Below are 13,485 nucleotides of genomic sequence, written 5' to 3'. Positions count from 1 at the left end.
CGGGTTCCGTGCTGGGTTCGGTGATGGTCACCGTGCCTCCTCCCCCGGCTCGGGACCGGGTTCTGCCATCGCCCCCCAGAGCGGTTTCTGACGGGTCGTCAGAAACTGTACCCGCAGGGAGCGGCGCGGAGGAACCGTCAGGCGGACGTCACTCGACGGGCAGCGTGCTGCGACCGTCGGTCGCCCACCAGCTGGCGGTGACCTGGAACCCCTGGACGTCCGCCGTCGGTACCATCGCCTCGAAGCTCCGGCGGTAGCCGGTGTGGGCGATCAGCCAGCGCCCGTCGACCTTGCGGTAGCTGTCGACGTAGAACGCCGCGCCGAACAGCACGAAGCCCCAGTCGGTGTCGAGCACCGTGTCCTCGAGCGCCCACGTGCCGGTGGCGGTGTCGCCGTCGACGTCGATCTCGGGGTGGTGCACGCGGTGGCTCGAGTGGAACGCCTCGCGGCCCATGTTGCGCGAGATGAACCCGACGATCTCGTCCCGGCCCGAGTACGTGTAGTTGCCACCGCTGTAGGACGCGGTGGCGTCCTCGGTGAACACCTCGGCCAGCCCGTCCCAGTCCTTCTGGTCGAGGCACCGCAGGTACGCGTACTTGACCCGCTTGATGCGCTCGATCTCGACCAGGAGCTCGGGCGTCAGCTCGTCTCCCGCCATCAGCGCGAGCCCCAGGGGCCCGTCGGGGTCGGCTGCTCGGTCAGGTCGACGACCAGCTCGGCGTCCACGGGCTCGGAGTCGACGGTCCAGCGCTGCAGCTCGAGCACCGTCGCCGGGGGCGCATCGCCGGCCATGGTCGGCACGACCGCGGGCGAGAACAGGTCCGGCTTGACGATGCGGGGGACGCCCTCCGCCTCGGCCGCCGGGTCGGGTCGTTCGGGCAGGGATCGACCCCACCGGAGCCAACCGATCGCGAGCCCGCACAGGAACGCGCCGAACATCATCGACAGCGCGAACACCAACTGCGCGAGTCGTACCAACTCGTACCGCATGTCTGCCCCCTCTGGCCCCCTGGACTGCCCCTGTCCCCCATGGCCTCCACCGCCGAGCGGTGAGGACGTCACGAGACTGTAGCGTCACCGCCCGCGACGGCAACGGTTCGGACGTCGGACCCCCCGTCGTGCCGTGTGGCCGGCCGGCACCGCGGCCGAGCGCACAGGGGGACCGCGTTGTCACGGATCGACGAGCTGCTGGCCGAGCTGACGCTCGAGGAGAAGGCGGCGGTGACCGCCGGGGTGGACATGTGGCACGGCGCGGCGGTCGACCGCGTGCGGCTCCCGGCGCTCAAGGTGACCGACGGCCCGGTGGGCGCACGGGGGGCGCGCTGGGTCGGGACGCGCTCGGCGTGCGGGCCCTGCGGCTCCGCCCTCGGCGCGACCTGGAACCCCGACCGCGTTCGCGAGGTCGGCCGCGTGCTCGGCTCGGAGGCCCGGGCCAAGCGCGCCAACGTGCTGCTCGCGCCGACGGTCAACCTGCACCGATCGCCGCTCGCGGGCCGGAACTTCGAGTGCTACTCCGAGGACCCCCACCTGTCGGCCGCGCTGGCCGTCGCGTTCGTCGAGGGCGTCCAGTCGACCGGCGTCGGCGCGTGCATCAAGCACTTCGTCGCCAACGACAGCGAGTACCAGCGCCACACGATCTCGTCCGAGGTGGGTGAGCGCACCCTGCGGGAGCTCCTGCTGGTCCCGTTCGAGGCTGCGGTCGAGGCCGGCGTGTTCTCGGTGATGTCGGCCTACAACCGCCTCAACGGCACCTACTGCGCCGAGCACACCTGGCTCCTGCGCGACGTCCTCAAGGGCGAGTGGGGCTTCGACGGCGTGGTCATGTCCGACTGGTGGGGCACCCAGAGCGAGCGCTCGGTCGAGGGCGGCCAGGACCTCGAGATGCCGGGCCCGGCGCGACACACCGGCGCGACGACGGCGCAGCGCGTCCGGGACGGCGAGCTCGACGAGTCGGTGCTCGACGAGCAGGTGCGGCGCCTGCTGCTGCTCGCCGAGCGCACCGGCGTGTTCTCGAACGAGTCGACCACCGAGGGCGCCGGCTCGGTCGAGTCCGACGCCGAGGACCCCGCCCACCGGCCGGTGCTGCGCCGGGCCGCCACCGAGGCCATCGTCTGCCTCCGGAACGACCCGGTCGAGGGCAGCCCGCTGGTGCCGCTGCCGCTCGACCGGGTCCGCCGGCTCGCGGTCGTCGGACCCAACGCCGCCGCGACCGCGCTGCTCGGCGGCGGGTCGGCCGCGGTCAACCTGCACCGGACGGACTCGATCCTCGACGGACTGCTCGACGCGCTGGCCGAGCCGATCGCCGAGGGCCGCCTCGAGGTCGTCCACGAGCCGGGCGTCGACTCGTCCCGCACGGCCCGTCCCGTGCCGCCCGCGCAGATCCGACCCGCCCGGCCCCAGGACGGGCCCTCGGGCGTGACCGTCGAGTACTTCGCGAACCGTGAGCTCGCCGGCGACCCCGTGCTCGTCGAGTCCCACGCCGATACGAAGCTGATGTGGATGGACGACGACGCCGTGCCGTCGTCGGGCTTCAGCGTCCGCATCACCGGCACGTTCACCGCCACGGTGCCCGGAGCCCACACCTTCGGGCTGGTGACCGGCGGGACCGGCCGCCTGCTCCTCGACGGCGAGGTCGCGCTGGACAACACCGAGGACCGCCGGCCGGGCACGTCGTTCTTCGGCCTCGGCTCCGAGGAGATCCGCACCCAGGTCGACCTCACCGACGGCCAGGAGGTGGAGCTCGTCGGCGAGTTCCGCTCGTTCCGCGACCTCGCGGTCGGCGCTCTGCTCATCGGCATGGTGCCGCCGGTGCCCGACGACGCCCTCGACCGGGCCGTGCGCGCCGCGGCCGACGCCGACGCCGTGGTGCTCGCGCTCGGGCTGAACGCCGACTGGGAGACCGAGGGCGAGGACCGGGCGTCGATGGCGCTGCCGGGGGGCCAGGACGAGCTGGCCCGTCGCGTCATCGAGGCCAACCCCCGCACCGTCGTGCTCGTCAACGCCGGTGCGCCGGTCCTCCTCGACGGGACCGAGGGCGCGCCGGCGCTGCTGCAGACCTGGTACCTCGGCCAGGAGACGGCCGGCGCCGTCGCCGACGTCCTCCTCGGCGCGGCCGACACGACCGGGCGGTTGCCGACGACGCTGGGCCGTCGCGAGGAGGACTGGCCGTCGTTCCTCAACTATCCGGGCGACGCGGGGAAGGTGCTCTACGGCGAGGAGCTGCTGCTCGGCTACCGGGGCTTCGACGCCCGAGGGACCGAGCCGGCCTTCCCGTTCGGCCACGGGCTGTCGACGACGTCGTTCTCGTGGAGCGAGCCGGCGCTGTCGGCCTCGGCGGTGGGGGTCGGCGACCTCGTCGGGGCCACCCCCCTGTCGCCCGACGCCGCCGGGGTCGACGTCACCCTCCGGGTGACCAACACCGGGCCGCGCGCCGGTGCGGACGTCGTGCAGGTGTACGTCACCGATCCCGAGTCCACCTTGCGGCGACCGGAGCGGGAGCTGCGCGGATTCGCCAAGGTGCACCTCGAGCCCGGCGGGACGGCCGACGTCCGCATCGCGCTCGGCCGGCGGGCGTTCGCCGCGTGGGACCCCGAGGCCGGCGACTGGACGGTCGAACCCGGCCGGTTCCTCGTCCACGTGGCCCGATCCTCTCGAGACGTGCACGCGACCCTCGAGGTCGACGTCACGGCTCCCGAGGGCTGAACCCGGGGGCCGCGGCGTCGGCGAGGAGGCGGCGCAGCAGGGGCAGCGGCAGGCCGACCACCCCGCTCGCGTGCTCCCCCGCGACCGACGCGACCAGCGCGGCGCCGGGACCGCCCTCGCGCACCAGCACGTCGCCGTCCTCCAGGCGGTAGGACCCGGACGTGTCGAAGGGCTCGAAGCGCTCGACGTAGGCCCGCGCCTCGTCCTCGGTGTACGACCGCATCGTCACGACCTGGACGTCGACCCCGCTGTGCCACGTCCCACCCGGGCCGATGACGACCACTCCGTTGACGAGTCGGTGGGTGGTCCCCGACATCGCCACCAGCTGCGCCACCGCCCCCTCGACCGTCGGCCGCTTCGTGAGCAGCTCGACGCCGCCGCCGGTCGGCAGCACGCCCACCTGGTCGGCCGCGACCACCGTCCGCCCCGGGTGCCGCGGCGCGACGTCGAGCGCCTTGCGGAGCGCGAGCTCGACCGCGAGGCCGTCGGGCCCGAGCCGTTCGAGCAGGACGTCGAAGGCCCGCTCGTCGACGTCGGGCGGGTCGATCGCGACCTCGATCCCGGCCTCGGCCAGGAGCGCGGCGCGGTACCGGGATCCCGACGCGAGGACCAGCGGTCCGTCCTGGGGTGCCGAGCTCACGGTCCAGGAGTGTGGCACCGCTACGCTCCGCCGCCGTGACGACGAGCGACGACAGGACCGGCGGCGACGGGGTTCCGACGCTCGCCGAGGGCACCGCCGTGGTGACGATGGAGCTCGAGCGCGGCGTGGTGGGTGACGAGGCGACGCTCACCCAGCTCCGTGACGCCGCCCGAGAGCGCGGCACGCTCGAGGCCTGCGGCCGGCTGGTCGCCGCCGCCCGGGAGCGGGGTGTGCCCGTCGTGCACTGCATCGCCCAGTGGCGCGAGGACCGGCGCGGGACGGTGCTCAACACGCCGCTGACGCGGGCGCTGGCCCGCAACCCGGGTCAGATCCTCGCCGGCAGCCCGGCGGTCGAGCTCGTGGACGAGCTCGGCGACACCGCCGGCGACCTCCGCAGCGTCCGCCACCACGGCCTCACGCCGTTCACCGGCACCGACCTCGACGCCGTCCTGCGGTCGCTCGGGACGACCACGGTCGTGGCGTGCGGCGTCTCGCTCAACGTCGGCGTCCTCGGCCTCTGCCTGTCGGCCGCCGACCTCGGCTACCGCGTGGTCGTCCCCTCCGACGCCGTCGTCGGCGTCCCGGCGGACTACGGCGACGACGTCCTGGCGAACACGCTCGCGATGGTGGCGACGATCACCAGCGTCGACGCGCTCGTCGCCGGCTGAACCGCCCCGGCACCGGGGCGGTGGGTCAGCGCAGGTCGAGCGCCTGGGCCAGCGCTGCGGCGCGGTCGGCGACCTCGGCCCGGGCCAGGCCCGGCACCTGCAGCGCCACCCAGTCGACGCCGATCGACTCCATCTCGGCGATCTCGTCGACCATGGGCGCCAGCCCGCCGACGGGGTCGCGCAGGTAGCCCTGCAGCGAGAACGGGACGAAGCAGATCGTGAGCGGCGTCGTCCGCCCCTCCGCCTCGCACAGCTCGCGGGCGCGGTCGAGGGCGGCGCGCAGGTCGTCCATGTCGGCGATCGCCGAGGTGCGCACCGCCGCCTCCATGCCCCCCGGCGTCGGGAAGGGCGACCAGCCCTGCGCCCACCGGACGGCGCGGCGCATGGCCGCGGGGCTGTTGCCACCGACCCAGATCGGCGGGTGCGGCCGCTGCCACGGCCGGGGCTCCGCCGTGACGCCGCGGGCCTCGAAGCCGGTCCCGTCAGCGGCGACCGACGTCTCGGACCAGATGCGCGGCAGCAGCTGCAACGCCTCCTCGAGGCGCGCGGTGCGGTCCTCGAAGTCGGTGCCCACGGCCCGGAACTCGGGGCGCAGGTAGCCCGCGGCGACGCCGACGATGAGCCGGCCGCCCGACACGACGTCGAGCGAGGCCAGCGACTTCGCCGCCATGAAGGGGTTGCGGTACGGCAGCACGTACACGTTCGTGTGGAGGAGCAGCCGTCGGGTCGCAGCCGCGGCGGTGGCGAGGGCGACGGTGGGCTCCATCGCCTGGTGGCCGCCGCCGGCCAGCCAGCGGTCGTCCGGCGCGGGGTGGTCGGTCACGTAGGCCGCGGCGAAGCCGAGGCGCTCGTAGGCCGCCGCCAGCTCGGCGATCGCCTCTCCGGAGACCAGCTCCGCGCCGGTGTCGGTGCGGTCGACCGGCAGCCCGACCGACACGCGGATCGACCGGGCAAGCTGCTCCGCCACCCAGGCGCGCACGCGGTCGGCCGCCTGCGTGGTCACCTCGTGACCGCCGTCCTCGACCACGGAGGTGACCGGGCGCCCCCCGGCGGACAGGACCGCGGCGGCGTCGGTCGACAGGAACGCCGGCACGTGCTCGTCGGCCGAACCGGCGACCAGCAGCGTCGGCGGGTCCCCCGGGCCGGTCCCGAGGCGCTCGAGGAGGTCGTCGTCGTCCACGTCGGGGAGGAACCCGCACACCGAGGCCACGGCGTCGGGGCGGCACCCCGCCAGCCCGAGGCTCAGCGCCAGCGCGCCGCCCTGCGAGAACCCGACGACGGCGACCGGACGACCGGTCTCCTGGAGGCGGGCCACCAGCTCGGCGATCCGGCCGGCGGAGCGCCGGAGCTCATCGCCGTCGGCACCACGTGGTCCGGTGCCGAACCAGCTCCGCACGCCCTCGTCGTCGCGGCTCGCGCCCGGCGCGACGACCTCCCAGCCCGCCGGGGCCACCCGGCGCCCCCACTCCCGGGCCGACGCCGGCTCGTCGCCGTGCCCGTGGAGCACCACCAGGGCCCCGATGCCCACATCGAACTCGCGCATCCGGGGAGCCTCCACGAAACGGCGGCCGGTCGCAACGACCCCGCCGCGACGGTTTCGCGCCCGTCGACCGCAGACTGGGACGGTCGTGCCTGCCCTCCCCCGCCGCCGACGTGCCCGCCGGGCCGACCTCCGCGCGGTCGAGCGCCCTGCGCTCGACCGCCAGCTCGGCGATCTCATCGAGGAGCACGCCGACGCCGTGTTCCGCCTGGCCTTCGGCATCCTGCACGACCGCCAGCTCACCGAGGACGTCGTGCAGGAGACGATGATGCGGGCCTGGACGTCGATGGGCGGCTTCCGGGGGGACGCCTCGGAGCGCACGTGGGTCCTGCGCATCGCCCACAACACCGCCATCGACGCGCTGCGCCGCCGGCGCGACCTGGCGACCGACCCGCTCGACATGCCCGAGATCGCGGACCGGGCCGACCCCGCCGACCGGGCCGCGGGCATGGACAGCCTCGCGGCCGTCGGCCGGGCGCTCGCCGGGCTCGACGAGACCAGTCGCTCGATCGTCGTCCTCCGCGAGGTGGAGGGCATGTCGTACCAGGAGATCGCCGAGGCGCTCGACGTCCCGGTGCCCACCGTCAAGACCCGCCTGCTGCGCGCCCGGCGTGCGCTGCAGGACGCCGAACGGCGCGAGGAGGAACCATGAACGACCACCGCGCGGAGCCCACGGGTTCGCCGCCCGACCCCACCGACCCCCAGCCGCCCCAGCCGGAGGCGCTGGAGTCGCTCGACACGGCGGCGATCGACGCCGAGCTCGAGGCCGACGACGGGCAGCTGCGCGGCTCGCTGCGGGCCCTGCTCGAGCCGCCGTCGGACATCGAGGACCGGGTCGCCGACACCGTCTCGCAGCAGCTGATCGGCCGCTCGGCCGCCGGCACCGCGCTCGACCTGCTGGGCCTGGGGGTGAGGACCCTGATGACGATCCTCACCGAGCCGCCTCCTCCTGCCGACAGGAACGGGACCGGTGCCGCCCACGACGGGGGCCCGGGCGCGGCAGGGCCGACCGCCGAAGGGAGGGCCGCGACGTGAACAACTGGATCTGGGCCCTCGTGGCGGTGTGCAGCGGCCTGCTGCTCGGCGAGCTCGGCGGGCGGCTCGTGCGCGCCGCACGTGGCGGCGCCGACCGCTCCCCCGCCGTCCGGGCCACGGCACGCTCGGTGGGCTCGCTCGTGTTCTGGACCGCGACCGCGATCGGCCTCGTCATCGCCGTCGGCGTCCTCGACAGCGACGCGCTCGAGGACATGGGCGAGACGATCAGCGACTCGCTCCCGAACCTGCTGCTGGCGTTCGTCATGGTGATCATCGGCTACGCCGTCGCCGTGGGCGTGTCGGCCGCGGTCGGCCAGTCGGCGCGCCGGGCGAGCGGCGTCCGCCAGGAGAACCTCGAGCGGGTGCTGCGGATCCTGATCATGGTGATCGCCCTGCTGCTCGCCCTGCACCAGGCCGGCGTGGCCGACGGGATGATCGCCGCCCTGGTCGTCATCGTCCTGGCCGTGCCCGCGACCGCCGTCGCGCTCCTGTCGTCGTTCGGCGGTCGCGACGTCGCCGCGCAGCTCGCGGCGGGGCGGGCGCTGCGGGCCCAGCTCCGCGAGGGCTGGACGCTGTCCTGCGAGACCCTCGGCGGCGTGCCCCTGACCGGGCGCATCGTCCGGGTCCACCCGACGACGGTCGAGGTCGAGACCGCCGACGGGAGCCGCCAGCACGTGCCCCACGGCTACCTGCTCGAGCAGCCCTTCACCGTGCGGCCCTGAGCCGTTCGGCCCATTCCCGAGAAACATCTGCGACCGACGCGACTTCCGTGCACCCCGTACGTCAGTACCTGTGACACGCCGCTGAGGCGGCGCATCGAACCACCGGGAGGGGCTGCCATCCAGCCCGGTGGGAAAGCCATCGCACTCCTGTCTCCCTGCTGGTGCTGCAACAGGAACATCCCGAGTGCTCACTCCCGGGGGACCCGACGGGGTCCCCCGGCTCGCGTCCGGGGTGCGGTCGCCTCGAGCCACCGTACGTAGGCTCCCGCCCATGGTTCGCCACGTGGTCCTCCTCACCTTCGTCGACGGCACCTCGCCCGAGGAGGTGGAGGCGATCGCCACGGCGCTCCGGGGTCTGCCCGACCGCATCCCCGAGCTGCGGAGCTACGTCGTCGGGGTCGACCTCGACCTGGCCGACGACAACGCGGACCTCGTGGTCGTGGCCGACGTGGACGACGTCGACGGCTACGTGGCGTACCGGGACCACCCCGAGCACCAGCGGATCATCGCCGAGATGATCCGTCCGATCCTCGCCTCGCGGACGGCGGCGCAGCACGAGCACCCGGCCTGACGGCACCGTCGCGGCGTGGCCGGACCCGTCGCGTCACCTCCCGTCGCGCCGTTGTTCGAACCCCGTTCACACTCCCGAAACTTTTGCGTGACAGCGGTCACCGGTTCGGCCTATGGTGCTCTCCGTCAACCACCGAGTGGTTGACGCCGGTCGAGGCGCTCGGTCTCCGAGGGCTCCCGGTGTCCGGCAAGGCCGTGTGGAATCGGCACGGGGGGTTCGATTCCACACGGCCTCCGGTGTTTTTCGGCCCGGGTCGTCCGCGCGCCGACGACCGGACCCCACCGTGCCGACCGCGGCCCACGGTTTCGGGCAGACTGCGCCCCGATGGCACTCCAGAAGCTCTCGTCCACCGACGCGTTCGTCGTCACCGACCTCCCGGGCGCGGCGCACGCAGACGGGGTGGTGCGCTGGGCCAAGAAGGTGCTGCAGGACGGCGCCCGTACGATGGCGCGGTCTCGGTCCTACTCGTGGGCGCTGCTCGAGCAGCAGGTGAGCGGGGCGTCCGCGGGCATCAGCGCCGCGCCCGACGACCGTGACGCCGCGATCGCCGCGTTCGTCGAGGAGCTCCAGGAGCCCGTCGCCGCCGGCACGCTGTCGCTCGACGCCGGCAAGGGCGTCGCCCCCGGCGACCTGACCGCGCTGCAGGAGCTCGACCGGCGCTCGCCGCTGCGGACCGAGCTCGGCGACGAGCTGCTCGGGATCGGGATCGCCGCCGCGGCCGACGTCGCGCTGGGCGGCCTGGCCGGCGCGACCGCGGTCGTCGAAGGCGCCGGCGCGAGCGCGGACGCGATCGCCGCCGCACTCGTCGCGGCCGGCGCCGAGGTGGCCGCCACCGGCGACGGCGCCGAGGTCGCCACGACCCCGTCCGACCTGCTCGTGTGCGGCTCGAAGATGGGGCTGGTCGACCACGACCTCGCCGCCGAGCTCCCCCAGCGGGCGATCGTCCCCTGCGGTGTCGCGCCGGTCACGGCCAAGGGCCTCGCGGTCGCCCGCCGGCGCGACGTGGTCGTCGTCGCCGACTTCCTGAGCCTGCTCGGCCCCCTGTTGGCCTTCCGCCCGGCCGACGGCGCCACCGCCGAGTCGCTCCGCGCCGAGGCCGACGCCACGGTGCGGGGCATCGCCGCCGAGGTCGCCGGCCACGAGGAGGGCCCGTACCTCGGCGCCGCCTACCGGGCCGAGGCGTACCTGTCCACGTGGCAGGAGTCCCTGCCGTTCGGCCGGCCCCTCGCCTGAGGCGCTCTCCCGGAGGCCCGCCATGACCCTCGCCGACCCGCTGGTCCCGCTCCCCCGCCAACCCGACGGCGTCGCGTGGCCTGCGCAAGAGTGGCCCGAGGGCGAGCAGGCGACCGGTGACCCCGAGCGCCTGGCCGCCCTGCTCGACCCGGTCTTCTCGGTCGAGGAGACGCCGGAGCTGGCTCGATCGCTGGCCATCGTCGCGGTGCAGGGCGGACGTCTCGTCGCCGAGCGGTACGCCCCCGGCGTCGACCGCGACACGACGCTGATCTCGTGGTCGATGGCCAAGTCGGTGACCCACGCGCTGCTCGGGGTGCTCGTCGGCGACGGCCGCCTCGACCCGTCGGCGCCCGCGGCGGTGCCGGAGTGGACCGATCCGGCCGACCCCCGGAGGGCCATCACCGTCGACGACCTCCTGGCCATGCGCTCGGGCCTGCACTTCGTCGAGGACTACGTCGACGACACGGTCTCGGACTGCCTCGAGATGCTGTGGGGCTCCGGCGCCGACGACATGGCGCACTACGCGGCCGGCCAGCCGCTCGAGCACCCGATCGGCACGACGTTCAACTACTCGAGCGGGACGACGAACATCCTCGCCCGGCTCGTCGGGAGCCTCGCAGCGGGGCGCGACGACGGCGCGCCGGCCGGCGCCGACGCGATCACGACGTTCCTCCGCGAGCGCTTGCTCGACCCCATCGGCATGCGGAGCGCGACCGCCAAGTGCGACGCGGCGGGCACCTGGGTCGGCTCGTCGTACCTGTTCGCCACGGCCCGGGACTTCGCACGGTTCGGGCTCCTCTACCAGCGCGACGGCGTGTGGGACGGCCGCCGGCTCCTGCCCGAGGGCTGGGTGGACTCCGCCCGGACGCTCCGCTCGATCGACCCCGAGGACGGCTGGGGCTACGGGCACCACTGGTGGGTGCGCGTCGAGGACGAGCTCGGCACGTTCTGGGCCAACGGTTACGAGGGCCAGATGATCTGCTGCGTCCCCGCCCTCGACCTGGTGGTCGTCCGGCTCGGCAAGACGCCCAGCACGCTGCGCCCGCACCTCGAGCGGTTCTGGTCCGACGTCGTCGACTGCTTCCGCCCCTGACGGCCCGCCGCCCGATCCCCAGTCGCCCGCTCGACGCTCTGTCACGGCTGGCGGCCCCGTTCGGCACCGCGAGACGTGACAGAGCGGGCGGGGACCGACCTGCGCGGGCCCGAGCCCCGCACCGCGCCCTACCCTTCACGACATGGCCACCCGCGACACGTCCCGCCCCGAGCGCTTCACGTTCCCCGAGCACGCCTCGAAGGAGGACGAGCGCCGCCACCTGAAGGAGCGGCTCGCCGCCGCGTTCCGGCTCTTCGGCCGGTTCGGCTTCGGTGAGGGCGTGGCCGGCCACATCACCGCCCGGGACCCCGAGCACCCCGACCGGTTCTGGGTGAACCCGTTCGGCATGAGCTTCCGCCAGATCCGGGCCTCGGACCTGATCTGCGTCGACCACGACGGCAACGTCGTCGAGGGCGACTGGCCGGTGAACGTGGCGGCGTTCGCGATCCACTCGCAGGTGCACCGGGCCCGGCCCGACATCGTGGCCGCCGCTCACTCGCACGCCGTCTACGGACGCAGCTTCTCGACGCTGGGCCAGACCCTGGCGCCGATCACGCAGGACGCGTGCGCCTTCTTCGACGACCAGGCCGTGTTCGACGACTACACGGGCGTCGTCGAGGCGACGTCGGAGGGGCGGCGGATCGCCGAGGCGCTCGGCGACCGCAAGCTGGCCATCCTCCGCAACCACGGCCTGCTGACCGTCGGCACGTCGGTCGACTCGGCGGCGTGGTGGTTCATCACGGCGGACCGCAGCTGCCAGGCCCAGCTGATGGCGATGTCGGCCGGCAAGCCCATCGAGATCGATCCCGAGACCGCGGCGTTGACCCGCTCGCAGGTCGGCACCGAGGTGGCCGGCGCGTTCAGCTTCCACCCGCTGTACACGTGGATCGTCGCCGAGGAACCCGACCTCCTCGACTGAGCCGAGATATAGGGGTGCACAACGACATCCCTTGTCGCGATCCCGACCGGAGAAATCCGGACCCCGCCTGCAGCTCCGGGCCGATGTGACGGTGGTCGCACTTGACCGAGCGGTCAAGTATGGTCGTGCGCCATGGACTGGCCCCTGCGCTGCGGCATCTTCATGGCCCCGTTCCACCCGAACGGGCAGAATCCGACGCTCGCCCTCGAGCGCGACCTCGAACTGATCGAGCACCTCGACCGGATCGGGTTCCACGAGGCGTGGATCGGCGAGCACCACTCCGGCGGCTTCGAGATCATCGCCTCGCCCGAGGTGTTCATCGCCGCCGCGGCCGAGCGCACCAAGCACATCGACCTCGGCACCGGCGTCGTGTCGCTGCCGTACCACAACCCGCTGATGACGGCGCAGCGCATCGTGCAGCTCGACCACATGACGAGGGGCCGCGTGAAGCTCGGCGTCGGACCCGGGGCCCTCCCGTCGGACGCCTTCATGCTCGGGATCGACCCGGCCGACCAGCGCGCCCGGATGGAGGAGGCCCTCGAGATCATCCTGCGGCTGCTCCGCTCCGACGAGCCGGTCACCTACGAGTCGGAGTGGTTCACGCTGCGCGACGCCCGGCTCCACCTCCGCCCCTACACGCACCCGCACCCCGAGGTCGCGGTGGCGGCCATGATCTCGCCGTCGGGCCCCCGCGCCGCCGGACGCTTCGGCTGCTCGCTGCTGTCGATCGGCGCGACGCAGCGCGCCGGCATCGACATGCTCGGGGCGGCGTGGAGCGTCATGGAGGAGCGCAGCGAGCAGTTCGGCCACGTGGCGGACCGGCGCCAGTGGCGGCTGGTGACGATGATGCACCTCGCCGAGACGCGCGAGCAGGCGGTGGCCGACGTCCAGTACGGCCTGTCGGAGTACGCCCGCTACTTCCGCGAGGTGGCGGCGCTGCCGATCTTCCCCGACGCCCCGATCGAGACGATCGTCGACACCCTCATGAACTCGGGCGCGGCGGTCATCGGCACGCCCGACGACGCGATCGAGCTGGTCCAGCACCTCGTCGACGAGTCGAACGGCGGCTTCGGCACCCTGCTCCTGCAGGCGCACGAGTGGGCCAACCCCGAGGCGACCAAGCGGAGCTACGAGCTGTTCGCACAGCACGTGCTGCCGCACTTCGACGCCCACGCCGGCTCGACGACCGCCTCGATGGAGTGGGTCATGTCGAACCGCCCGGAGCAGCTGGGCGCGGCGATGAAGGCCATCGGTGCCGCCATCCAGCAGCACGCCGACGAGAAGGCCGAGGCCACCGCCGGCCCCGGCGACGCCGAGCCCGAGCCGGCCGGCGCCTCCACCGACTGAGCCCGCACCTCCACC

14 protein-coding genes are annotated in these 13,485 nt (G+C 74.0%); 10 read left to right on the top strand and 4 right to left on the bottom strand.

Annotation, left to right across the window (positions count from 1 at the left end; translation table 11 throughout):
- Positions 1-148: 148 nt before the first annotated feature.
- Both LH044_RS02195 and LH044_RS02190 read right to left on the bottom strand, forming a co-directional pair.
- Complete coding sequence (locus tag LH044_RS02195) at positions 149-658, bottom strand: nuclear transport factor 2 family protein (protein ID WP_227758161.1); 510 nt, start codon at positions 656-658, stop codon at positions 149-151.
- Positions 658-990: a hypothetical protein gene (locus LH044_RS02190; RefSeq protein ID WP_227758160.1), complete on the bottom strand. Its 333-nt coding sequence runs from the start codon at positions 988-990 to the stop codon at positions 658-660. The genes LH044_RS02195 and LH044_RS02190 overlap by 1 nt, the downstream gene beginning before the upstream one ends.
- Positions 991-1,167: 177 nt before the next feature.
- On the opposite strand from LH044_RS02190, the gene LH044_RS02185 reads away from it, so the two are divergent.
- Positions 1,168-3,702 (top strand): glycoside hydrolase family 3 protein, encoded by a 2,535-nt coding sequence (locus LH044_RS02185; RefSeq protein ID WP_227758159.1) that lies wholly within the window; start codon positions 1,168-1,170, stop codon positions 3,700-3,702.
- Here the strand turns inward: LH044_RS02185 and LH044_RS02180 are convergent.
- Positions 3,683-4,342: a Maf family protein gene (locus LH044_RS02180; RefSeq protein ID WP_227758158.1), complete on the bottom strand. Its 660-nt coding sequence runs from the start codon at positions 4,340-4,342 to the stop codon at positions 3,683-3,685. The genes LH044_RS02185 and LH044_RS02180 overlap by 20 nt on opposite strands.
- Positions 4,343-4,377: 35 nt before the next feature.
- On the opposite strand from LH044_RS02180, the gene LH044_RS02175 reads away from it, so the two are divergent.
- The gene (locus tag LH044_RS02175) at positions 4,378-5,010 is read left to right on the top strand and encodes a cysteine hydrolase family protein (protein ID WP_227758157.1); all 633 of its coding nucleotides are present in this window, start codon (positions 4,378-4,380) and stop codon (positions 5,008-5,010) included.
- Positions 5,011-5,035: 25 nt separating this feature from the next.
- On the opposite strand, the gene LH044_RS02170 is transcribed toward LH044_RS02175, so the two are convergent.
- Positions 5,036-6,553 carry a TIGR03619 family F420-dependent LLM class oxidoreductase gene (locus tag LH044_RS02170; RefSeq protein ID WP_227758156.1) on the bottom strand — a complete coding sequence of 506 codons (1,518 nt, stop codon included), beginning with the start codon at positions 6,551-6,553 and terminating at the stop codon, positions 5,036-5,038.
- Positions 6,554-6,638: 85 nt separating this feature from the next.
- Here LH044_RS02170 and LH044_RS02165 point away from each other — a divergent pair, with 85 nt between their 5' ends.
- From LH044_RS02165 to LH044_RS02130, 8 genes are all read left to right on the top strand, one after another.
- Complete coding sequence (locus tag LH044_RS02165; protein ID WP_227758155.1) at positions 6,639-7,202, top strand: RNA polymerase sigma factor; 564 nt, start codon at positions 6,639-6,641, stop codon at positions 7,200-7,202.
- Positions 7,199-7,585 carry a hypothetical protein gene (locus LH044_RS02160; protein WP_227758154.1) on the top strand — a complete coding sequence of 129 codons (387 nt, stop codon included), beginning with the start codon at positions 7,199-7,201 and terminating at the stop codon, positions 7,583-7,585. The genes LH044_RS02165 and LH044_RS02160 overlap by 4 nt, the downstream gene beginning before the upstream one ends.
- On the top strand, positions 7,582-8,307 hold the full coding sequence (locus LH044_RS02155) for a mechanosensitive ion channel (RefSeq protein ID WP_227758153.1): 726 nt from the start codon (positions 7,582-7,584) through the stop codon (positions 8,305-8,307). Before LH044_RS02160 ends, LH044_RS02155 begins: the two co-directional genes overlap by 4 nt.
- 271 nt (positions 8,308-8,578) lie before the next feature.
- Complete coding sequence (locus LH044_RS02150) at positions 8,579-8,878, top strand: Dabb family protein (RefSeq protein WP_227758152.1); 300 nt, start codon at positions 8,579-8,581, stop codon at positions 8,876-8,878.
- A 324-nt stretch (positions 8,879-9,202) separates the two neighbouring features.
- The gene (locus tag LH044_RS02145) at positions 9,203-10,111 is read left to right on the top strand and encodes a hypothetical protein (protein WP_227758151.1); all 909 of its coding nucleotides are present in this window, start codon (positions 9,203-9,205) and stop codon (positions 10,109-10,111) included.
- A gap of 22 nt (positions 10,112-10,133) precedes the next feature.
- Positions 10,134-11,204: a serine hydrolase domain-containing protein gene (locus LH044_RS02140; protein ID WP_227758150.1), complete on the top strand. Its 1,071-nt coding sequence runs from the start codon at positions 10,134-10,136 to the stop codon at positions 11,202-11,204.
- 142 nt (positions 11,205-11,346) lie between these two features.
- Positions 11,347-12,123: a class II aldolase/adducin family protein gene (locus LH044_RS02135; protein ID WP_227758149.1), complete on the top strand. Its 777-nt coding sequence runs from the start codon at positions 11,347-11,349 to the stop codon at positions 12,121-12,123.
- A gap of 132 nt (positions 12,124-12,255) precedes the next feature.
- Positions 12,256-13,470 (top strand): LLM class flavin-dependent oxidoreductase, encoded by a 1,215-nt coding sequence (locus LH044_RS02130; RefSeq protein WP_227758148.1) that lies wholly within the window; start codon positions 12,256-12,258, stop codon positions 13,468-13,470.
- Positions 13,471-13,485: the final 15 nt, after the last annotated feature.

The sequence above is a fragment of the Dermatobacter hominis genome (genome assembly GCF_020715685.1).
In the GTDB taxonomy this organism is placed as follows: Bacteria; Actinomycetota; Acidimicrobiia; order Acidimicrobiales; family Microtrichaceae; genus Dermatobacter; species Dermatobacter hominis.
This window is presented reverse-complemented; position numbering and strand designations above follow the sequence as displayed.

What these genes read in the sequence shown, in the direction of transcription:
- LH044_RS02140 (WP_227758150.1), top strand. Translation starts at nt 10,134, where the DNA reads ATGACCCTCGCCGACCCGCTGGTCCCGCTCCCCCGCCAACCCGACGGC.
- LH044_RS02170 (WP_227758156.1), bottom strand. Translation starts at nt 6,553, where the DNA reads ATGCGCGAGTTCGATGTGGGCATCGGGGCCCTGGTGGTGCTCCACGGG.
- LH044_RS02190 (WP_227758160.1), bottom strand. Translation starts at nt 990, where the DNA reads ATGCGGTACGAGTTGGTACGACTCGCGCAGTTGGTGTTCGCGCTGTCG.
- LH044_RS02135 (WP_227758149.1), top strand. Translation starts at nt 11,347, where the DNA reads ATGGCCACCCGCGACACGTCCCGCCCCGAGCGCTTCACGTTCCCCGAG.
- LH044_RS02150 (WP_227758152.1), top strand. Translation starts at nt 8,579, where the DNA reads ATGGTTCGCCACGTGGTCCTCCTCACCTTCGTCGACGGCACCTCGCCC.
- LH044_RS02195 (WP_227758161.1), bottom strand. Translation starts at nt 658, where the DNA reads ATGGCGGGAGACGAGCTGACGCCCGAGCTCCTGGTCGAGATCGAGCGC.
- LH044_RS02160 (WP_227758154.1), top strand. Translation starts at nt 7,199, where the DNA reads ATGAACGACCACCGCGCGGAGCCCACGGGTTCGCCGCCCGACCCCACC.
- LH044_RS02130 (WP_227758148.1), top strand. Translation starts at nt 12,256, where the DNA reads ATGGACTGGCCCCTGCGCTGCGGCATCTTCATGGCCCCGTTCCACCCG.
- LH044_RS02145 (WP_227758151.1), top strand. Translation starts at nt 9,203, where the DNA reads ATGGCACTCCAGAAGCTCTCGTCCACCGACGCGTTCGTCGTCACCGAC.